The organism is Pseudofrankia asymbiotica (genome assembly GCF_001983105.1).
Lineage (GTDB): Bacteria > Actinomycetota > Actinomycetes > Frankiales > Frankiaceae > Pseudofrankia > Pseudofrankia asymbiotica.
Genome location: NZ_MOMC01000045.1, coordinates 100,281 through 120,221, shown reverse-complemented (window position 1 = coordinate 120,221; position 19,941 = coordinate 100,281). Strand labels below are relative to the sequence as shown.

Sequence of the window (19,941 nt, the reverse complement as noted above, 5' to 3'; positions counted from 1 at the left end):
GAGGACGGCGAATACAACTTCGTCAAAGAACGCGCCCGCCACGGCGTCAAACGCGCCTTCCAACTACGCGACGAACACTTCGAGATCCCCGAGCCGTAATGTGACGTCGGCCCGCGTCTACGCGGGCCGTCGGCCCGGCCCGTCCCGGCCACGTCCCAGAGGGCAAACATCTAGATGTCTACCAGTGAAGCAGCCGAGGCGGCCGAGACAGCCGAGGGTGCGGGCGCGGCGGGGTCCGTCGAGACGGCCGTGCGCGACGGCGTGCTGCGGATCGTGCTCAACCGGCCGGAACGCCGCAACGCCCTCGATGTGGCCGCCGTCGGCGCGCTCGTCTCCACCCTGGCGGCGGCGTCGACGGACGACACGCTGCGGGTGGTCGTGCTCGAGGGCGCGGGCGGCCACTTCTGCTCGGGCGCCGACTGGGTGTCGTCCAACACCGGCGGCAGGGCCGGGGACAAGGCCGATGGGACGACCTCGAAGCCCAGACCGCGGCCGGGCAGCGTGCAGCGGCGCACCCCGGTCCAGGCACACCGCCTTGTGCAGCTGCTCATGGAGATCCAGCTACCGGTCGTCTGCGTCGTGCGCGGCTGGGCCGCCGGCCTCGGCTTCCAGCTCGCACTGGCCGCCGACGTCACCGTCGCCGCCGAGGACGCGCGGTTCTGGGAGCCGTTCCTGCAGCGCGGCTTCACCCCCGACAGCGGAGCGACCTGGCTGCTGCCCCGCCTGGTCGGCCTCGCCCGGGCCCGCGACCTGCTCCTGCTCGGCCGCAGGCTCACCGGCGCCGAGGCGGCCGACTGGGGCCTGATCCACGCCAGCGCCCCCGCCGACGAACTGGACGCCACGGCCGCCACCGTCATCGAACAGCTCGCGACCGGCCCGACCGTCGCCATCGGCCTCGCGAAGCGCTCCCTCAACCGGAACCTGGAGAACAGCTTCGCCCAGGCCCTGGAGAACGAGTCGCTGGCGCTGGAACTCAGCTCCCGCACCGCGGACTTCCGCGAGGGCCTCGCCGCCTTCACCACCCGCCGCCCGCCCAGCTACACCGGCCGCTGACCCCCCTGCAACGGCCGCTGCCAGCTCGCGGGCGGGCGCGGCTCAGTCGCGGGGGAACCAGAGAGCGGCCGTCTGGCTTCCCACGCCCGCCAGCGAGCCGTCCGGGGCCCACAGGCGCGCCGAACCGTAGCCGTAGCCACCGGCCGCCTGCTCGGGGGTGCCGTCGACGAGCACCCACTCGCTGGCGGGCGCCGAGCCGATCCGGATCGTGTTGTCGAGGCTCGACCCGGAACCCCGGTGGCCGAGGGCGGCCATCACCATGGTCGGGACCGAGTCGGCCACCAGCGGGAGCATCGCGGGACGGGTCACCGGACGGCCGGAGAAACGCATCCAGAAACGCAGCCGCGGCCCCTCGCCGAACTCACGCATCTCGACCATCGCGAAGAACCCGGGTGGCACGTCCGGCGAGATCGGCAGCCGGGTCGGCCGGCACTCCTCAGGCGCCGGCACGACGGGCATGGCCGGGACGGTTCCGTTCGGGATGGCGGGATTGACGTCGCTGGCCGCGCCGAGCCCGGCGAGCACGACCCGCCCGTCCACGGAGCCGGTGACGCGGACCTGCGACGTTCGGCGGCCGGCGGCGAGCACCTCGGCCACCAGGTCCATTCGCTCGCCGCGCCTCGCCGTGCTGACGAACTGCGTCGTCGCCCACCGCAGGGGCCGCCCGGTCGCCGCCTCGATGAGCGCGCTGACCAGCGAAAGCCCGGCGCCGCCGTACAGGCGCCGCAGCTGGGTGAGATGACGCTCGGCCATCACGACGCTCGCGCGCGTCGTGGCGACACCGCCAGCGCCGACGCCGACGTCGAGCACCTCGAGCCCGAGCCACCGCCGGTCGGCGGCCCGCTCCGCCTCGGCGGCCGCGGCCAGGCCGGCGTCCTCGGCGTCGACGAGGCTCTCATCATCCATCGTCACATCGGCCACGGCGCCTGACGTTAGCATCCAATATCCGGACGTCCGGCGGCTGTGACCAGGTCGTCAGCCTCGCCCGCCGAACCCGCGCGCCGCACCCGTCGCATCCGCGACGATGCCACCATTCGCCTTACACGTGAGAGGAAGGCCGCGGCCAGCCGATGCCTGAGGAGTCACCAGATCCGCGCCTGCCGCGCGGACCCAGCCGCGAGGAGCAGACCAGCCGCGAGCGGGACGAGGCGATCGCGCGACGGCTCGGCGCGGAGGAGGACGCCGACCCCGACGCCACGATCCGTCCCGCCACCGGCTCGTTCCCCTCGGGCCCGCCGTCACCCGTCTGGCTCGGCGGACCACCGCCGCCGCCCGCACCGGTCTACGGCGGACCGCCACCGCTGCCTCCGCCTCCGGCACCGCTGCCTCCGCCTCCGGCACCGGTCTACGGCGGACCGCCGCCGTGGGCCGGTCATGACTTCCGTCCGCCTCCGCCGGAACGCGCCTCGGGCTGGCGGCGCCTGCTGGACCGGCTGCTGCGTCGATGACCGCGTCGCGCCGCACGTACGCGGTCTGGGAGCTGACGCTCGCGTGCAACCTGGCCTGCGGGCACTGCGGTTCCCGGGCGGGCCAGGCGCGGCAGGCCGAGCTCACCACGGCGCAGGCCCTCGACCTCGTCGCCCAGCTCAAGGAGGCGGGCGTCGACGAGGTGACGCTCATCGGCGGTGAGGCGTTCCTGCGGCGGGACTGGCTGACGATCGCCGCCGAGATCACCCGCCTGGGCATGGCCTGCACCCTGACCACCGGCGGCTACCGCATGAGCGCCGCGATGGCCCGGGGACTGCGGGCGGCCGGGGTCGAGCAGTGCTCCGTGTCGGTCGACGGGATGACGGACACACACGACCGGCTCCGTGGGCGCGCCGGCTCGTGGGACTCCTGCTTCGTCACGATGCGACGCCTGCGCGACGCCGGCATCGCCGCGACGTGCAACACGCAGATCAACCGGCTCACGGCGCCGGAGCTACCCGGGCTGTACCTCGCGCTGCGCGCCGCCGGGATCGTCGCCTGGCAGTGGCAGCTGACCGTCCCGATGGGCAACGCGGCCGACCGTTCGGAGATCCTGCTCCAGCCGGTCGAGCTCCTCGACGTCTTCCCGATGCTCGCCCGGGTGGCGCGCCGAGCCGCGGCGGACGGCATCGGCATCCACGCCGGGAACAACATCGGGTACTACGGCCCCTACGAGCGGCTGCTGCGCTCGCCGGGCGGCACCGCCTTCTGGACGGGGTGCCAGGCCGGGCTGACGACGCTCGGCATCGAGGCGGACGGCACGATCAAGGGCTGCCCATCGCTGCCGACCGAGGACTACGCGGCCGGCGACATCCGCGAGCGGCGGCTGGCCGACCTGCTGCGGGACGCCCCGGCGCTGGCCATCAACATGGCCGCCGGAACCGCCGCGTCCGCCGAGGGCACCTGGGGATTCTGCCGGTCCTGCGAGTACGCCGACGTGTGCCGGGGCGGCTGCACCTGGACGGCGCACACCTTCTTCGGCCGGGCCGGCAACAATCCCTACTGCCACCACCGGGCACTCACCCACCAGCGGGCGGGTACCCGCGAACGGCTGGTCCAGATCGCTCGCGCTCCAGGCGTCCCCTTCGACCACGGCCTCTTCGAGATCGTGCGGGAGGATCTCACCGCTGGGTGGCCGGCCGAAGAACGTCCCCGTCTCACCGCCGAGGACATCCTCTGGCCGCCGGCCTGGGACAACTAGTCGGGACAGCTGGCGGGTGGTCGGGACAGCTGGCGGGCTCGGACCATCTCGCTCGAACCGTCCCGTCCCGGCCGACCGACGAACACTTGATCGAATATCGGACGTTAAACTCGGCGACGATGCGCCTACTGTTGATCCGCCACGGCCAGACCCCGTACAACGTCATCGGCGCCCTCGACACCGGTCGCCCGGGAGCCGGGCTGACCCCCCTCGGGCAGGCGCAGGCACAGGCGATCCCGGATGCGCTCCGTGATGACCCGATCTCGGCGATCTACGCCTCTGTCCTGGTCCGCACCCACCTCACGGCGGCTCCTCTCGCCGCGGCCCGCGGCCTCACGGTCCACATCGAGGAGGGACTCGAGGAGATCGTCGCGGGCGACCTCGAGCTGCGCACCGACAAGGAATCCATCACGACGTACCTCGAGACCGTCGGCGCGTGGATCCACGGCGACCTCGACGTCACAATGCCGGGCGGGGAGAACGGCCACGCGTTCGTCGCCCGGTATGACAACGCCATCGCGAACATCGCGGCGGCGCACACCGCCGGCGACACGGTCGTGGTCATAAGCCACGGCGCCGCCATCCGGACCTGGGTCGCCATCCGCGTCGGCGCGGTCGGGTCCGCCGACGAATGGCTGTTGCCGAACACCGGAATGGTCGTCCTCGACGGCGGCGTCAACACCGGCTGGAACCTCACGCGGTGGCAGGACAAGCCCCTGGGCGGCGTCACTCCCCCGGACGTCGCCGCGCACGACGTCACCGGCGAGCCTGTCGGCGAGGCCATCGCCGAGATCAGCGGTACCGGGTAGGCACACGGTACCGGCGCACGCGCCGCTGGCGACGCGCCGCGGACGCGCGGCGCGTCGCCAGCGGCGGGATCGTCAGGCCACCGTCAGATTCACCACAAGCGTGTGCCCGCCACCCGGCCGGTACATGTTGAAAGTGGTGTGCGGGTGGGTCTGCTTCGCGCCTATGTCGCACCGCACCTCGACGTACGCGTTGTCGGGCAGCTGGGGGTTGGGGAAGAAGACGGAGAACCGCCCGCCCGCCCCCACGGTGGCGCCATGCGACTCGCCGGCCTGGAGCCGTCCGCGCCGTCCGCGGGGATGATCCGCCACGGAGGCCGTCGACTGTTCGATCTGGWCCCGCAGCGCGAAACTGGACGTGTCGTGTGGTTGCGCTCGGGTAGGCAGCCGCAGGTGACCGGACAACTGATCTCACTCGCACCACGGAGGTCGAGCCGCATACAAGTGCACACTCACTCACCTCCGAACCGATTCAGGCCGCCACGAAGGACAKAACAGGCATGGAGAAGGCCAGATCCTGGCTCGATCTGGTAGCGAGCGTTCGCTCATGCTGCTACGTTCCGCCGGGAGGACGGCTCGCTCGCGTCGGCCGCGGGCCTGGGCCGCGCGGTGGCCGCGGACCACACCGCGTTCGACGATGGAACGTGATCCCGGATGAGCTCGGCCGGACGCGCCAGCGTGGCCTGAGCGTCAGGCCCGTCCGGATCAGCACCCAGTAGTGGACGCCCCACCCGGGCCTTCGAGGAGTGAGCGGCATGGCGATCCAGAGCATCAACCCCGCGACCGGCGCCGTCCTGAAGASGTTCGACCCGCTGGGTGACGGCGAGATCGAGGCCAGGCTGGCCCGGGCGGCCGCGACGTTCGCTAGCTACCGGCGCACGACCTTCGCCGAGCGCGCCGGCCTGATGCACGCCGCGGCGGACCTGCTCGACGCCGAACTGGACGACATCGCCGTGACGATGACGGCCGAGATGGGCAAGACGCTCGCCTCCGCCAGGGCCGAGGCCGCCAAGTGCGCGAAGGGCATGCGCTTCTACGCCGAGCACGCCGAGGCGTTCCTCGCCGACGAGCCGCTCGGCGACCCGTCCGCCATCGGCGCGAGCCGGGCGTACGCCCGCTACCAGCCGATCGGCGTCGTGCTCGCCGTGATGCCGTGGAACTTCCCGCTGTGGCAGGTCACGCGGTTCGCCGCGCCCGCGCTGATGGCCGGCAACGTCGGCCTGCTCAAGCACGCCTCCAACGTGCCGCAGTGCGCGCTCTACCTGGAGGACCTGTTCGCGCGGGGCGGCTTCCCGGCGGGCGCCTTCCAGACCCTGCTGATCGGCGCCCGCCAGGTGGAGGGGGTGCTGCGCGACCCGCGGGTCGCCGGGGCCGCGGTCACCGGGAGCGAGCCCGCCGGCCAGTCGGTCGCGTCGATCTGCGGCGACGAGATCAAGAAGACGGTGCTGGAGCTCGGCGGGAGCGACCCCTTCGTCGTCATGCCGTCGGCCGACCTGGAGCGGGCCGCCACGGTCGCCGTGACCGCCCGGTGCCAGAACAACGGCCAGTCCTGCATCGCCGCCAAGCGGTTCATCATCCACGACGCCGTCTACGACGAGTTCGCCCGGCTGTTCGCCGAGAAGATGGCCGCGCTGACGGTCGGCGACCCGATGGCCGACGGCACCGACATCGGGCCGATCGCCACCGAGCAGGGCCGCGTCGACCTGGAGGAGCTGCTGGCCGACGGCGTCGCCAAGGGCGCGACCGTGCTGTGCGGCGGCACGTCGCCGAAGGGCCCGGGCTGGTTCTTCCCGCCGACCGTCGTCGCCGACGTCACCCCGACCATGCGGCTGCACCTGGAGGAGGCCTTCGGCCCGCTGGCCACCCTCTACCGGGTGCCGGACATCGACGCGGCCCTGGAGATCGCCAACGCCACGTCCTTCGGGCTCGGCTCGAACGCCTGGACCAACGACCCGGCCGAGCAGGACCGGTTCGCCGACGAGCTGGCCGCCGGCGCCGTCTTCATCAACGGCATGACGACCTCCTACCCGGAGCTCCCGTTCGGCGGGGTGAAGAGGTCCGGGTACGGGCGGGAACTCGGCGCCGTCGGGATCCGGGAGTTCTGCAACCAGAAGTCCGTCTGGGTGGGCTGACCCGAGGCTCCGCCGACCCAGGGCTTCGTGCTTGACCTGGAGCGTGCTCGAAGTTGGAGACTGGTCAGGTGCCATGCGGGGGCGCTCYGACAGCGGTGTCGGCCGATCCCCCGTCCTCAGAGAGGATTCCGCTCAGGATGCAGTTCACTCAGCTCGGCCGTTCCGGTCTGTCCGTCTCCCGCCTGTGCCTGGGAACGATGAACTTCGGCCCGTTGACCAACGAGGTCGACGCACACGCGATCATGGACGCGGCGCACGAGTACGRCATCAACTTCTTCGACACCGCCAACGTCTACGGGCTGCGCTCGGCCGGGGTCTCCGGCCACGGGGAGGGCGTGGGCTCCACCGAGGCGATCATCGGCCGCTGGTTCGCCGAGGGCGGCGGGCGCCGCGAGCGCACCGTGCTGGCCACCAAGGTGTACGGCAGCATGGGTGACTGGCCCAACGAGGGCAGGCTGTCGGCCCTCAACATCCGCCGCGCCCTGGACGCGAGCCTGGCCCGCCTGCAGACCGACCACATCGACCTGTACCAGTTCCACCACATCGACCGCACGACGCCGTGGGACGAGATCTGGCAGGCCATCGACGTCGCCATCACCGCCGGCAAGATCCTCTACGTCGGCAGCAGCAACTTCGCCGGCTGGCACATCGCCCAGGCGCAGGCCGCCGCCGCGCGCAACGGGCTGGTCGGCCTGTCGAGCGAGCAGCCGATCTACAACCTGATCACCCGCGACATCGAGCTGGAGGTCCTCCCGGCCGCCCAGCACTACGGCCTGGGCCTGCTGCCGTGGTCGCCGCTGCAGAGCGGGCTGCTCGGCGGCGTGCTGCGCAAGGAGCGCGAAGGCCTGCGGCGCCTCGAAGGCCGGGCGGCGCAGACCCTCAACGCGAAGCGCGCGCAGATCGAGGCCTACGAGGACTTCGCCGCCGAGCTCGGCCACGAGCCCGGTGACGTCGCGCTCGCCTGGCTGCTGCACCAGCCCGCCGTCACCGCCCCGATCGTCGGCCCGCGCACCCGCCAGCAGCTCGACGACGCCGTCCGGGCGCTCGACGTGCGCCTGGACGAGAAGGCGCTCGCCCGGCTTGACGAGATCTTCCCCGGCTACCGGACAGCTCCCGAGCACTTCGCCTGGTAGGAGCGCGCCCGGCACGACCATCGCCCCCGAGGGGCGCCGACGGCAGCCGTCGGCGCCCCGAGCGACCTGTCAACAGGCGGCTCGCGAGTCGATCATCAGATCTGGGCGGTAATCACTTGTCTGGTACGTTGCGGGACACGGGCGGGCACACGCTGGCGGAATCGAGTACCGGCTGAGCTGGCCCAGAGGCGGGTCGGTGTCACGCGTGGCGTCAGGACATCGTTTCCCTCGTGTCGGCAGGAGAGGCTTTCGGCCGTAAGGGCGAGCGGACGGCCCCGTGAGCAGTGGAGCCGACGACGGGGCCCGCCCGTCCGAGGCGGCGGCCGGGGCCGGGGTGTTCGCGGCCGACGCGGAGGTCGGCCGGGGCCTGGCGGCGGTGGACTGGTCGGCGACGCCGATCGGTGAGCCGTCCGGATGGCCGCAGAGCCTGCGGACCGCGGTGAGCATCCTGTTGTCGTCGCGCTTCCCGATGTGGATGGCGTGGGGCCCGCGGCTGACGTTCTTCTGCAACGCCGCCTACCGCCGCGACACCCTGGGGCAGAAGTACCCGTGGGCGCTGGGCCGCCCGGCCGGCGAGGTGTGGGAGGAGATCTGGGACGACATCAGCCCCCGCATCGACCGGGTGCTGGCCACGGGCCAGGCGACCTGGGACGAAGCGCTGATGCTGTTCCTGGAACGTTCGGGATATCCGGAGGAGACCCACCACACCTTCTCCTACAGCCCGCTGCGCGACGACCAGGGCGCGGTCGTCGGGATGCTGTGCGTGGTCATCGAGGACACCCGGCGCGTCATCGGCGAGCGGCGCATGGCCACGCTGCGGGATCTGGGCTCGGATCCCAGCGTGCTGCGCACCGAGCGGGAGATGCTGGAGTTCACCGCGGACCAGCTGGGCCGCAACCAGCGCGACCTGCCGTTCACCCTGACCTACCTGTTCGACGACGGCGACGACGGCGGGRCACGGCTGGCGGCGGCGACGGGGATCGCGAGCGGGCACCCGGCCGCCCCGCGGCACCTGCCGACATCCGGCGGCACCGGGGTGTGGCCGGCCGAGGCGGCGGCCCGGGGCGAGCCGGTACTCGTCGACCTCGGCGGCTCAGCGCCCGACGGCTCGGCCTGGGGCGCGCTGCCGTCCGGGGCCTGGCCGCGGCCGCCCAGGCGGGCGCTGGTGGTGCCGCTGCCGCGGCACGGCGGCGCGTCGGTGGGGTTCATCGTGGCCGCGCTGAACCGGTACCGCCCTCTGGACGAGGGCTACCGCGGTTTCGTCGACCTTGTCGCGAGGCACGTCGCCATCGGGGTCCTCAGCGCCCGCAGCTACCGGGCCCAGCAGCGGCGGGCCGAGGAGCTGGCCGAGCTGGACCGCGCCAAGACCGCCTTCTTCGCCAACATCAGCCACGAGTTCCGCACCCCGCTGACCCTGATCACCGGGCCGGTGCAGGAGCTGCGGGCCCGTCTGGCCGACGCCGATCCCGCGGTGCGGGAGGAGGTGGAGGTCATCCACCGCAACGGGCTGCGCCTCGGCCGGCTGGTCAATGCCCTGCTGGACTTCTCCCGGATCGAGGCCGGCCGGATGCGGGCCAGCTACGAGCCGGTCGACCTGGCGGCGGTGACCGGGGAGCTGGCCAGCGTCTTCCGGTCGGCGGTCGAACGGGCCGGGCTGAGGTTCGACGTGGACTGCCCCATGCTGCCCGAGGCGGTCTACGTCGACCGCGGCATGTGGGAGGAAATGATCTTCAACCTGCTGTCGAACGCGGTGAAGTTCACCTTCGACGGYACGGTCGCCGTCCGCGTGCGCGCCGAGGACGGCCACGCGGTGGTGACGGTCGCCGACACCGGCGTCGGCGTCGCCGCGGCGGAGATGCCCCGGCTGTTCGAGCGGTTCACCGCATCGAGCACGCCCGGTCCCGCTCCAGCGAGGGCAGCGGCATCGGGCTGGCTCTGGTCAGGGAGCTGGTCGGCCTGCACGGCGGCACCATCACCGCCACCTCGGCGGAGAACCAGGGCACCACGTTCACGATCCGCCTGCCCTTCGGCCGCGCCCACCTGCCGGCCGACGCCGTGGACGGGGCCACGGCGGCGGTGACGACCTCGGCGGCGGTGACGACCCGGCGAGCGCCGAGCCGTTCGTGCGGGAGGCGCTGCGCCGCTCTCGTGGACTCGCTGCAGGAGGGGTTCTTCCTCAGCGACGCCGACGGCACGGTGATCGAGGTCAACGCCACGTTCGCCAGGATCCTCGGCTACGGGCCCGACGGGGTTCCCTACCGCCCGCCCCTGCCCTGGTGGCCCGACCCCGACACCGACCCGCTCGCCTACCAGCGGGTCCACCGGGAGTTCGCCCGCATGGTCGCGGGCGCCAGCGGTGCGGCCGATCTCCCGCTGGTCCACCGGGACGGGCACCGGGTCTGGCTGCGCGCCGCCTTCAACCGGGTCGACGATCCCGGCGCCGGCCGGTACGTGATCGTGGGCACGGTCCGCGACATCACCGCCGAGCACTTCACCGTCCAGCGCGACACCGCCCTGGCGGCGCTGGCCGAGCAGTTGGCCCGGGCCGACACGGTGCCCGATGCCCTGGCCGCCGCGGTGACCGAGCTGCGCCGCGCCTGGTCGGCCAATCGGGTGATCATCGCCGCGTTTCCCGCCACGTCCGCCGGACACCGCCCGGAACCGGACCTGATCCACACCAGCGAGCACAGCCAGTGGTCCGGGCTGGCACCGGAGCTGCGAGAGCTCCTGTCCGCGCTGCGCGAGGCGCCGTTGCTGACGCCCCAGCTCGACCGGCCCGGATCCGCCGGGATCACCGTGGGCTATCCCGGCGGCGTGCTGGTGGTGTGGATCGAGCTCGGTCAGCGGCGCCCCGCCGGCGCGGAGGACCACGCCCTGCTGTCGGTGCTGGCCGGCCGGCTGGGGCAGGGCGTGCAGCGGGTGTACGAGATCGACCAGCAGCGCGAGGCCGCGGTGGCCCTGCAGCACGCCATCCTGGGGCCCGCGAGCCTGCCCGGTGGGTTCGCGGCGCGCTACCAGCCGGCGATCCGCCCGTTGCAGGTCGGCGGCGACTGGTACGACACCGTGCCCCTGGCCGAGGACCGCATCGGCATCGTCGTCGGCGACTGCGTGGGCCACGGGCTGGACGCGGCCGCGGTGATGGGCCAGCTGCGCAGTGCCTGCCGCGCGCTGCTGCTGGAACACGCGAGCCCCGCGCGGGCGCTGACCGGCCTGGACCGGTTCGCCGCGCTGCTGCCGGGGGCCGAGTGCACCACCGTGTTCTGCGCGATGCTCGACCCGGCCAGTGGCGAGCTGGTGTACAGCACCGCCGGGCATCCGCCGCCCATCCTCGTGCGCGCCGACGGCACCACCTCGACCGTCGACGGCGGCCGCGGCATCCCCCTGGGGCTGCGCCTCGACCAGCACCGGGACCAGGACAGCCTCGTCATCCCGCCGCGCGCGACCCTGCTGCTCTACACCGACGGACTGGTCGAACGCCGCCGCCGCCCCCTCGACGAGGGCATCGCCCGCGCCGCGGGCACCGTCCACGACGGCCGCGCCCTGCCGGTGGAGGAGCTGGCGAGCCACCTCATGGCCGTCCTCACCCCCGAGGGCGGCTACGAGGACGACGTGGCGCTGCTGCTCTATCGCCCGCCGGGCCCGCTGGAGGTCGACTTCGTGGCCGCGGCCAGCGAGCTCGCCCCGGTCCGGCACACCGTGCGGGCCTGGCTGCGCCGCTGCGACCTGAACGCCCAGCAGATCAACGACCTGCTGATCGCCATCGGGGAGGCGTGCAACAACGCGGTCGAGCACGGCCACCGTGACCACCCCGCCGGGGTGATCCGGCTGCGCGCGGCCGCGCTCGCCGACCGACTGTGGGTGTCCGCCGCGGCGGCAGAGGCCACCCCGGTCGTCGTCGACCTCACCGCCGTGGACTACCTGGACAGCGGCGCGATCAACGCGCTGTTCGTCCACGCCGAGCACCTGCACCTGATCTGCAACCCGATCCTGCTGCCGGCCCTGCGGATCAGCGGGCTGACCGAGCTGGCCACCGTCGAGAGCCCCGACACGCGGCCCTGACCGCGGCCGGGGAACGGCGGCGAGACCGGCTTCGTGCCCCTGAACACGATCTGACGACGGTCGACGCGCGGCCGCGGCTGCTGGTAGGCCCGTCTCAGTTCCAGGTCATCCCAGCGAACGACGGACAGGTCCGCTCCCGGTCCGGCGATGTTCACGATGACCGGGTTCGCGCCCTTCTCCAGCAGGTCGACAAGCCCATGGCTGAGGACGAACCTGCTCAGGTAGAACAGCGCGAAGTTCTCCTCGAGCCCCTCCGCGGTCTCCCGGCGCACCGAACGGTAGTGCCGCGCGCCGAGCACCAGCACGTCCAGCGCGTCGAACCGCTCCCGCAGCCGCGCCAGGACGTTCTCGTTCTCGCTGACGAGGCTCAGCTCCGCCCGGATGAACGAGGCCCTCCCTTCGGCCCCGTCCCGCCGGGCGGTGTCGAGAAAGGCCGGCCCTTGTCCGCGTCACGGCCCACGACCACGACCCGGTCGCCGCGGCCGAGCAGCGCGGCGGCGAGGCCCCGCCCTATCCCGTCGGCGCCCACCGGTTATCACGATGGTTCTCATCCGCTTTCTCCTGTCGCGGCGGCGGGCGTGGGCGCGCTGACCGGGCTCGGCTCGCGTCGCGGCAGGAGGACGCTCGCGGCCAGGACGACCGCGAGCGCGGCCATCGCGAACCAGTACACCCCGTGGAAGCCGGCCACAGGCTCCGCGCCGTCGTTCCCGACAGTGGTGAGGATGAGGGTGACGACGGCGACGCCGATCGCCGCGCCGAGCTGGTTGAGGATGTAGAGCACCGAGCTGCCCTGCGGCACCGCCGCGGCGGGCAGCGTCCGGTACATCGATCCCATCGTCGGCGCTCCGACGAAGCTGAGGCCGGCGCCGAGGGCGAACGCGGCGAGCGCCGGCCACACCTCGCTGGTCTGCCCGCTGATCCGGGTGAACCCGAGCTCCGCGAGCAGGGCGACGACCGCGCCGCCCCGGACGAGGGACCGGGCTCCGAACCGGTCCGAGAGCCGGCCGGACAGCGGCATGGCGATGACGGCGGCCAGGGCGAACGGCGCCACCAGCAGCCCGGACGCGAGCGTGCCCCGCCCGTGCTCCTGCTGGTAGTACAGCGGCAGCACGAAGAGCGTCGCGAACATCGACAGTCCGACCAGGGTCATGATGCCGACGCTCGCGGAGAACCCGGCGCTGCCGAACAGCCGCAGGTCGATCAGCGGCGGCGTGCGTCGCCGGGCGGCGGCTCCCCGCAGGGCGTGCAGCCCATATCCGGCGAGCAGCGCGGCGGCGAGGGCGACGGGGACGAGCACCTGCCAGGCCACGACGGCGGAACGGTCGGCGGCCTGCGTGAGGGCCAGCACCATGGCCGCGAATCCCGGGCCGAGCAGGCCGACGCCGACGACGTCGAGGCGGGTGCCGTTGCCCGGGGCGCGCGGCGGGTCGGCCGGCACCACCCGTACGGCGCCGAGCAACGCGACCACCCCGATGGGGAGGTTGATGAGGAACATCCACCGCCAGGAGAAGCTCTCCAGGATGATCCCGCCGAGGATCAGGCCGAGCACCGGACCGGCCGACAGCACCATGCCCATCAACCCCATGACCCGCCCCGCCCGGCCAGGACCGGCGGCACGGGCCAGCAGCGTCAGCACCAGCGGGTCGAGGACGCCGGCGGCGAGTCCCTGGAACACCCGGAAGACGATCAGACTGCCGACGTTCCAGGCGAGCCCGGTCACCGAGGCGCTGGCCGACCGGCTGGCCCGCCTGGCCCTGGCCGGCCAGCTGCGGACGGCGGATCCGGCCATAGCGGCCGAGCAGCTCGCCGCCCTGCTGACCGGCTCACTGGAGGCCCGGGGCCGGTTCGGCACCCGCGCCATCCCCGACGACGAGAAACGGACCATCGCGCGGACGGCCGTCGACACATTCCTGCACGCCTTCGGCGCGCGGACCCCGACGGCCACCTGACACGGACGGCTACCCGCTGGGCCAACGAGATCGTCAGAGGATCGCGTCCAGCGCGGCGGCGGACAGCTGGGTGGACATGTAGATGACGCCGAAGGCGACGCTGTTGCGAATGGCCATGGCCAACCCCGGGTCGCTGACCGCCAGGGGCAGCCGCAGCCCAGAAAAGCGCACCGCGGCACTGGCGGATGTCATCGGTTCCTCGAGGCGTCGCACGGGAGCGCCGGTACGGCGGAGCAGATCCGCGAGCCTGTCCTCCTCCCAGGCATCCGCTCGAACCCAGCCTGGCGTCGCGCCCGAGCCTCGTTCGACGACGAGGAGGCCGGGCTCGGGGCCGCGCCCGTGCTGGGCGAGCCTGAGGAGCGCGAGCTGGCGGATGTCGCCGACCGGAATCACCAGCCGGGGCTCAGCCGGATCACCGTGCACGAGCGCGCCGTCCCGCAGGGCCAGCTCCTCGCGACGTTCCCTCCGCCGCGTCCGCCAGGCAAGCGCGACGATCGCCATCAATTCGGGAATGGCGACGAGCACCCCAGGCCTGACAACGCCCAGCGCTACGGCGGTGACCTGCAGGAAAGCGAGGACGACCAGGATCGCGCCCCCGATCCGCACCCGGCGGCGCCAGGAACGGTCGGCGTCGGGCGACCTACGCACCACCGTGCCCGCCGTCAGGGGTGGAGCAGGCGCCGAGAACAAAGGCGTGGGTGGCATCGCGGGCGTCGCGGGCACGGACGGCTCTGGCACGGTGCGGATCGTTTCCGGTGCCGAGCGTCAACAAACCCCGTCCCACGGCCGGGCTGTCCCGCGGCCGGCGATCCCAGCCAGGGCGCGAATCTGGTTGTGATCACTGGTACTTCGGTGGGCTCCCCTGCCCAGATCGAGGTCGCGCGGAGAGGTTGCCCGCGAGGCCTCGCCATTCTCCTCGACGTCAGGCGACCAGGCTGGGCTAGAAAGTGCGCATGAGGCGCGCGAGCGCACGGCGGACGTGGACGTGGACGTGGACGTGGCCGCGGACGTGGCTGCCGCCTGGCCGATCGTCCGGTGATGAGAGGAGCTGTCGCTGTGCGGTTACTTGAGCCAGAGCTGGCCTTCGCCTTCGAGGCGCAGGTCAGGATTGCCGAGCCGGTACAGGTCACCCGCGAGCCGGAGGAGCTGCGGTTCATCCCCATCACCGGCGGTGTGGTCACTGGCCCACGGCTGAACGGTGAGGTCCTCCCGTATGGCGGGGACTGGGCGGCCACGCGGCGCGGGGAGACGACGCTGGATGCCCGTTACCTGCTGCGCGCGGACGACGGCGGAATCATCGACGTCCACAACCGGGGCATCGGGTATGTCGGTCCCGAGGCGATGGAGCGGCTGCGGGCGGGCGAGCCGCTGAACGAGGCCAACTTCTACTTCCGGACCTCACCGGTGTTCCGCACGGACGCCCCCGCGCACACCTGGCTGACCTCCACGGTGTTCATCGGCATGGCCCGCCGTGAGGACGGCATGGTCTGCATCCGCTTCTTCGCACTGAGCTGACGGTCGCACTGAGCTGACGGTCGAAGGGGCAGCGGTCATCGCGGCCCACTCCCCCAGCACGGCGCCCACCGTGCACCAAACGGCCGCGAGGCTCAGCCCCGCCAGCCGTCCAGCCTCGCGTCATGCCTAATTGCCATACTTGTCGCGTCGATTGCCCTCGGACGGACCCGTGGTCGCATCCCGCATCACAGGAATACCACGTCATCGATGGTTCTTCGCGGAACTGGCCACACGACCGGCGCGCGACACCGCCGACGAGGTCCGGTTTGGGCGGTGTACCGTGTGCGCAGATTCTTCCGCAAAGCAAAGAAAAGGAAACGTCGCATGCCCATGGTGCCCCATCGCCTGTCGACGGTATTCGCTGTCGGAACCCTCGCGGGACTCTTCGGACTGACGGCGGCCTGTTCGAGCGGCGGCGATAACACCGCTGCCTGCACGTCGATGCAGAAGTCTATCCAGGATCTCAGCACGACCAGCATGTCGCAGGTCAGCGATCCGACCGCGATGGCGAAGACCTACCACGACCAGGCGGCCGAGATCCGGACCACCGCCAACGGCGCGAGCGGCGACGTGAAGAGCGCCGGCCTGCGGGTCGCCGAGGCGATGGACGGTCTGGGCACGTTCGTCGAGGGCCTCGCCAGTTCCACCTCCACCACCCCACAGATGCCCGACAACACCCCGCTGATCACCGCGGGAACCGCGCTCCAGAAGGCCTGCACCTGATTTTCGATTTTCGTCGGAACGCGTTGGGCCGTCACCGTCCGCCCATGGGATCGGCCGGCCGTCCATGGACCAGCAGACGTAACACCGCCGGTCACGGGGCGGGAGCCGCCGTCCATTCCGGATCGATGCAACCCACGCTCGTAGGTTTCGACATCTCCCGGATCCAGCACGTCGGTACTCTTTCGCGGAAAGCAGCGGCGGTCCAGGCTCGCGGAGCCGGGATCTCCCCATTGAATTGGGATGTGCGCAGGCCGGCGGGCGCCAGAACCACAGACCCGCCCGCCCGTCCACGTTCCGACAGACCCGCCGGCCCGTCCACGTTCTAACTGTCATTGCCGGACGAGCGCCGATCAGGGAAAGCCAGCCAGGAGCCGTCAGCCGGAGGGGCGGAGATCATCGCCGGGTGGCGGCGGCGAGGTCGTTTCCGATGGGCTCCACTCTGTGGCGCCAGTGGGCCGGGTGCCGGGGTCGTGCGTCCTTGGGGTTCTAGAACGGGCAGGGGTCGCCGGCCGTAGACCGGCTTCCCAGCGGGTTCTGGGTGGTGGTCTGGGTGCCGTGTGGGGTGCTGGCGGAGTTGATGGTCCAGGTCCGACCGTCTTCCTCCGGGAGAGGGGCCTCCTCCTCGTTGGAATTGCTGTCGGCGTGGTGGGTGCGGCCGGAGGGGGTGGTCCAGGTGAAGAGGCCTCGTTGGGGTTGGTGGAGTCGCCGTCCTGGGCTGTGGTCAAAGACTTCATTTGTCGCTCCACGCAGACGACTGCGAACTGCGGGTTCGCAGCCTGAGAGCGGAAAATCGATTCTCTGTCTGATCGTCTGGCGGGAGAACCGGAGCAGCGCGCCAGGCCGCACCCAAGATCCCACCAGATCACTGGGCCGTTCATGATCTGGTGGGATCTTCGGAGTCCCAGCTCCGAAGATCCCACCAGATCATCGACTGTCCTGGTGGCCTCCGCTGCCGGCGGGCTCGTCGCCGTCAACGCCGTGTTCTTCAATCGAGAAGAAGCGGCCTGGCGCGGTAGAGATCAACACTTGGTCTGCGCAGCCACACCCAACACCACTCTCGATTTTGGGCAAGGCCTCCACCTATGGCTTGGCGGAGACGACTACGACCTGCGGGTTTGCCTCGAATGGCCGCCCGGTCGAGCGAGCGTGCCGGTGATCTTTGACCACGCGGMTGCCAGCACCCCCGGGCGGTTCAACTCCTTGGTGCTGTGCTGTCGTGCTGGTTGGTCGGGCGGTCGGGGTCGGGCTGTTGACGGCCGCGTCGAGCTGCGCGCGACACGCCTGGTGGACAATCGCCCGTATCTGATCCTCGGTAGGTGTCCCCAGGTACTCCCACTCGTCGGCGAGGAGGTACAGCCGGCCCGATGGGGGGTTGGTGACCGGCCCATCTAAGTAGGGGTCGACCATCCTGTAGACCTCGCCGAGGACCCATTGTTCGGTCACGCGTCCCTGGGCGTGTGGTTCGGCGATGGCGGTGAAGGCGGTCATGGCGGCMGCGCGTTCCCGGCCTGGCTTCGCGGTGTCGAGGTCGGACCTGTCCACGCCGCAGTCGACCAGTGCGCCCCCGAGCAGGTCGTGGACGGCACGGGGCGCGTCCGCTGAGTCCAGCGAGGTCACCCAGGGCTTTGCCGTCGTAGCCGGCGATCAGCCAGCGCGCGGCCCAGAACGGGACCCGCTCCATCGGCACAGTGCCGAGCACCCACCAGACGGCGACAAGCCGCGGCGACGGGGGTTGGTCCGGCCAGTCATCCACGCCCGCATCATCCCGACGCTCGCCCTGCCCGTCGCCCCAATCAGCCACGGCGGCGGACCCACGACCACGGCCCACCTCTGCACGAGTGCAGGAATGACACCCTCAACCCTGGTCAAGGCCTCGATTTGTTGCTTGGGACTGTTTCAAGATCGGTCGGGTGGCCTGGGGGGATCGCACCCCGGGCTCCCTCAGATCCCGGCGTGACGATCTCTCTTCCAGGTGCGGCGCCCACTGCGATGCGTAGATGTAGAGGTAGTCACCGGGGCCGGCCTCGATCCACACCTTCTCTCCCTCCAGGAGGGCGACGCGCGGGTTGCCCCTCTACGAGGTAGATGCGGCCGTCGGAGCGGCCGTCGCGGTGGTTCGCCGACCCGCCACGAAGGCGACGTGCGTCTGCCCCATCCGCGGGTCGGCGGAACCGACCGGGCCGCCGGAGATCAGCTCGACCCGGCGCATGCCAGCCAGCCGCACCGGTGGCACCGACCACATCGGCCGGTCTGGCCGCGCTGGCCACATCGGCCCGTGTGCGCAGACCGGCCACGCACAGCACAGCCAACCCGGCCAGCACAGCCAACCCGGCCAGCACAGCCAACCCGACCAACCCGGCCAGCACAGCCAACCCGACCAACCCGGCCAACACAGCCAGCCTGGCCAGGCCTGCCAGGCCGATCCGACGCAGCCCCAGTCGAAAACCATGATCTCGCGAATCAAGCAACAATGTCGACAGGGAACGTCGAAATATGACACCGGACCCGATGCGCCACGCGAAAGTGAGCCCCAGGCGATCGCATCGGGGCCGCACGCTGCGGGGTCGCTGGCTGTCGAGTCGTCCGGACTGGGTCGACCCGCCCGTGCTCGTCGATGCGGCCTTTGTTATTTTTCGCCTCATAGGCCCCTTGCCATGTGGGTCGTCCCACGGCGAGAGGTTGAGGCATGCGCGCAGACGATCTACTGGCGACGGCGGTGGACAGCACCGGGCTGTCCGACTTCGGCGACGACGAGCTCTTCGGTGGGGACGGGTGGCGGGACGGGCTTGCCCGACTGATCGACGATCTTCCCGGGGCGCGGTTCAACGAGCTGGGGCACCTGGCCCTCGGGCTCGAGATGGGCGCGTACCTCAGCCGCCGGCTGCGGATCGTGGACTACCACCGCGCCAACCCGCGGATCCGGGATCGCGACATCGCACCGCCAGTGATCATTATAGGACAGGCCCGCACCGGCACCACGCTGCTGCATGACACCCTCGCCCAGGACCGTGCCCATCGGGCGCCGATGACCTGGGAGGTCGAGCAGCCGGTGCCGCCGCCGCGGACCGAGACCTACGAGACCGACCCGCGCATCGCCGAGGCCGACGAGCTCTACGGCGCCACCGATGCGCTCATCCCGGGCTTCCGCACGATCCACCAGCTCGGCGGACGGCTCGCGCAGGAATGCGGCCGCATCATGGGCACCGCGTTCATCAGCACGATCTTCCCCTACCAGTACCACGTGCCCGGCTACATGCACTGGTGGCTGCACGACGCCGTCAGGGACGGCCATATCGCGGGTGCGTACGTCTGGCACCGTCGTTTTCTCGAGGTGCTGCAGAGCGAGCACCACAGTGAGCGGTGGCTGATCAAATGGCCGTCGCACATCTGGACGCTGCCGCAGCTGATGGCGCAGTACCCGAACGCCCTGCTCGTGCAGACCCACCGCGACGTGGCGAGGCTGGTCGCCTCGAACACCAGCCTGTCCGCCGCGCTGCGCAGCCTGCACTCCGATCAGGTCGACCGGGAGGAGACCGCGGCGCTGTTCGCCGAATTTCTCCTCGACGGGGTGGAGCGCTCCCTCGATGCCCGGCTCGACGGGACCGTGCCTGCCGACCAGGTCATCGACATCCAGTTCGCCGATCTCATGGCCGACCCGATGGCGGCGGTGCGGGCGATCTACGACCGGTTCGGCTTCGAGCTGAACCCCCAGAGCGAGGCCCGGATGGCGGACTTCATCCGGGGCAACAAGCGGGACACGAGCGGGCACAGCTACGACTTCGCCGACACCGGGCTGGACCTCGCCGAGGTCCGCGCCCGCACGGCCAGGTACACCAAGTACTTCAACGTCCCCGAGGAGGACGTGTAGCCCTGTAGATGACGTGGTCGTCTCACCTCGGGGAC

The 19,941-nt window shown here is 71.6% G+C and carries 17 protein-coding genes and 2 pseudogenes; 13 read left to right on the top strand and 6 right to left on the bottom strand.

Going from position 1 to position 19,941, the window contains the following annotated elements; all coding sequences use genetic code 11:
- Nucleotides 1–174: 174 nt before the first annotated feature.
- Nucleotides 175–1,053: an enoyl-CoA hydratase/isomerase family protein gene (locus BL253_RS22365; RefSeq protein WP_076819075.1), complete on the top strand. Its 879-nt coding sequence runs from the start codon at nt 175–177 to the stop codon at nt 1,051–1,053.
- Nucleotides 1,054–1,095: 42 nt separating this feature from the next.
- On the opposite strand, the gene BL253_RS22360 is transcribed toward BL253_RS22365, so the two are convergent.
- A complete protein-coding gene (locus BL253_RS22360) occupies nt 1,096–1,959 on the bottom strand; it encodes an acyl-CoA thioesterase (protein WP_076819097.1) in 864 nt (287 codons plus the stop codon).
- A gap of 164 nt (nt 1,960–2,123) precedes the next feature.
- On the opposite strand from BL253_RS22360, the gene BL253_RS22355 reads away from it, so the two are divergent.
- From BL253_RS22355 to BL253_RS22345, 3 genes are all read left to right on the top strand, one after another.
- Complete coding sequence (locus BL253_RS22355) at nt 2,124–2,501, top strand: hypothetical protein (RefSeq protein WP_076819074.1); 378 nt, start codon at nt 2,124–2,126, stop codon at nt 2,499–2,501.
- Nucleotides 2,498–3,721: a radical SAM/SPASM domain-containing protein gene (locus tag BL253_RS22350; RefSeq protein ID WP_076819073.1), complete on the top strand. Its 1,224-nt coding sequence runs from the start codon at nt 2,498–2,500 to the stop codon at nt 3,719–3,721. The genes BL253_RS22355 and BL253_RS22350 overlap by 4 nt, the downstream gene beginning before the upstream one ends.
- Before the next feature lie 119 nt (nt 3,722–3,840).
- Nucleotides 3,841–4,530, top strand: coding sequence for a histidine phosphatase family protein (locus BL253_RS22345; RefSeq protein ID WP_076819072.1), 690 nt, complete (start codon nt 3,841–3,843; stop codon nt 4,528–4,530).
- 72 nt (nt 4,531–4,602) lie between these two features.
- On the opposite strand, the gene BL253_RS42390 is transcribed toward BL253_RS22345, so the two are convergent.
- The gene (locus BL253_RS42390) at nt 4,603–4,776 is read right to left on the bottom strand and encodes a hypothetical protein (protein WP_158230398.1); all 174 of its coding nucleotides are present in this window, start codon (nt 4,774–4,776) and stop codon (nt 4,603–4,605) included.
- Nucleotides 4,777–5,282: 506 nt separating this feature from the next.
- Here BL253_RS42390 and BL253_RS22335 point away from each other — a divergent pair.
- From BL253_RS22335 to BL253_RS45875, 5 genes and pseudogenes are all read left to right on the top strand, one after another.
- Nucleotides 5,283–6,659 (top strand): NADP-dependent succinic semialdehyde dehydrogenase, encoded by a 1,377-nt coding sequence (locus BL253_RS22335; protein WP_076819070.1) that lies wholly within the window; start codon nt 5,283–5,285, stop codon nt 6,657–6,659.
- Between the two features lie 137 nt (nt 6,660–6,796).
- Nucleotides 6,797–7,792: an aldo/keto reductase gene (locus tag BL253_RS22330; protein ID WP_076819069.1), complete on the top strand. Its 996-nt coding sequence runs from the start codon at nt 6,797–6,799 to the stop codon at nt 7,790–7,792.
- 469 nt (nt 7,793–8,261) lie between these two features.
- A pseudogene (locus BL253_RS45885) lies at nt 8,262–9,617 on the top strand (sensor histidine kinase); the annotation flags it as partial.
- Nucleotides 9,506–9,760 (top strand): annotated as a pseudogene (locus BL253_RS45880) (hypothetical protein); the annotation flags it as partial. The pseudogenes BL253_RS45885 and BL253_RS45880, both read left to right, overlap by 112 nt.
- 180 nt (nt 9,761–9,940) lie before the next feature.
- Nucleotides 9,941–11,851 carry a SpoIIE family protein phosphatase gene (locus BL253_RS45875; RefSeq protein ID WP_274535237.1) on the top strand — a complete coding sequence of 637 codons (1,911 nt, stop codon included), beginning with the start codon at nt 9,941–9,943 and terminating at the stop codon, nt 11,849–11,851.
- Nucleotides 11,852–12,398: 547 nt separating this feature from the next.
- Here BL253_RS45875 and BL253_RS43935 read toward each other — a convergent pair.
- Nucleotides 12,399–13,526, bottom strand: coding sequence for an MFS transporter (locus tag BL253_RS43935; RefSeq protein ID WP_338013736.1), 1,128 nt, complete (start codon nt 13,524–13,526; stop codon nt 12,399–12,401).
- Here BL253_RS43935 and BL253_RS45870 point away from each other — a divergent pair.
- The gene (locus BL253_RS45870) at nt 13,420–13,800 is read left to right on the top strand and encodes a TetR/AcrR family transcriptional regulator C-terminal domain-containing protein (protein WP_338013735.1); all 381 of its coding nucleotides are present in this window, start codon (nt 13,420–13,422) and stop codon (nt 13,798–13,800) included. The two genes, BL253_RS43935 and BL253_RS45870, sit on opposite strands and share 107 nt — an antisense overlap.
- 33 nt (nt 13,801–13,833) lie before the next feature.
- Here the strand turns inward: BL253_RS45870 and BL253_RS22305 are convergent, their stop codons facing one another.
- On the bottom strand, nt 13,834–14,538 hold the full coding sequence (locus BL253_RS22305; RefSeq protein ID WP_131831544.1) for a hypothetical protein: 705 nt from the start codon (nt 14,536–14,538) through the stop codon (nt 13,834–13,836).
- Nucleotides 14,539–14,856: 318 nt separating this feature from the next.
- Here BL253_RS22305 and BL253_RS22300 point away from each other — a divergent pair, with 318 nt between their 5' ends.
- Together BL253_RS22300 and BL253_RS22295 are read left to right on the top strand one after the other, a co-directional pair.
- A complete protein-coding gene (locus BL253_RS22300) occupies nt 14,857–15,315 on the top strand; it encodes a DUF3237 domain-containing protein (protein WP_198946356.1) in 459 nt (152 codons plus the stop codon).
- A 324-nt stretch (nt 15,316–15,639) separates the two neighbouring features.
- Nucleotides 15,640–16,038 (top strand): hypothetical protein, encoded by a 399-nt coding sequence (locus BL253_RS22295; RefSeq protein ID WP_131831543.1) that lies wholly within the window; start codon nt 15,640–15,642, stop codon nt 16,036–16,038.
- Nucleotides 16,039–17,118: 1,080 nt separating this feature from the next.
- Here BL253_RS22295 and BL253_RS22290 read toward each other — a convergent pair.
- Nucleotides 17,119–17,655: a hypothetical protein gene (locus BL253_RS22290; protein WP_076819063.1), complete on the bottom strand. Its 537-nt coding sequence runs from the start codon at nt 17,653–17,655 to the stop codon at nt 17,119–17,121.
- 457 nt (nt 17,656–18,112) lie between these two features.
- Nucleotides 18,113–18,262, bottom strand: coding sequence for a hypothetical protein (locus BL253_RS42385; RefSeq protein WP_158230397.1), 150 nt, complete (start codon nt 18,260–18,262; stop codon nt 18,113–18,115).
- Between the two features lie 462 nt (nt 18,263–18,724).
- Between BL253_RS42385 and BL253_RS22285 the strand changes: the two genes are divergently transcribed.
- Nucleotides 18,725–19,906, top strand: a complete 1,182-nt coding sequence (locus BL253_RS22285; RefSeq protein ID WP_076819062.1) for a sulfotransferase family protein — start codon at nt 18,725–18,727, stop codon at nt 19,904–19,906.
- The last annotated feature ends 35 nt before the right edge of the window (nt 19,907–19,941 follow it).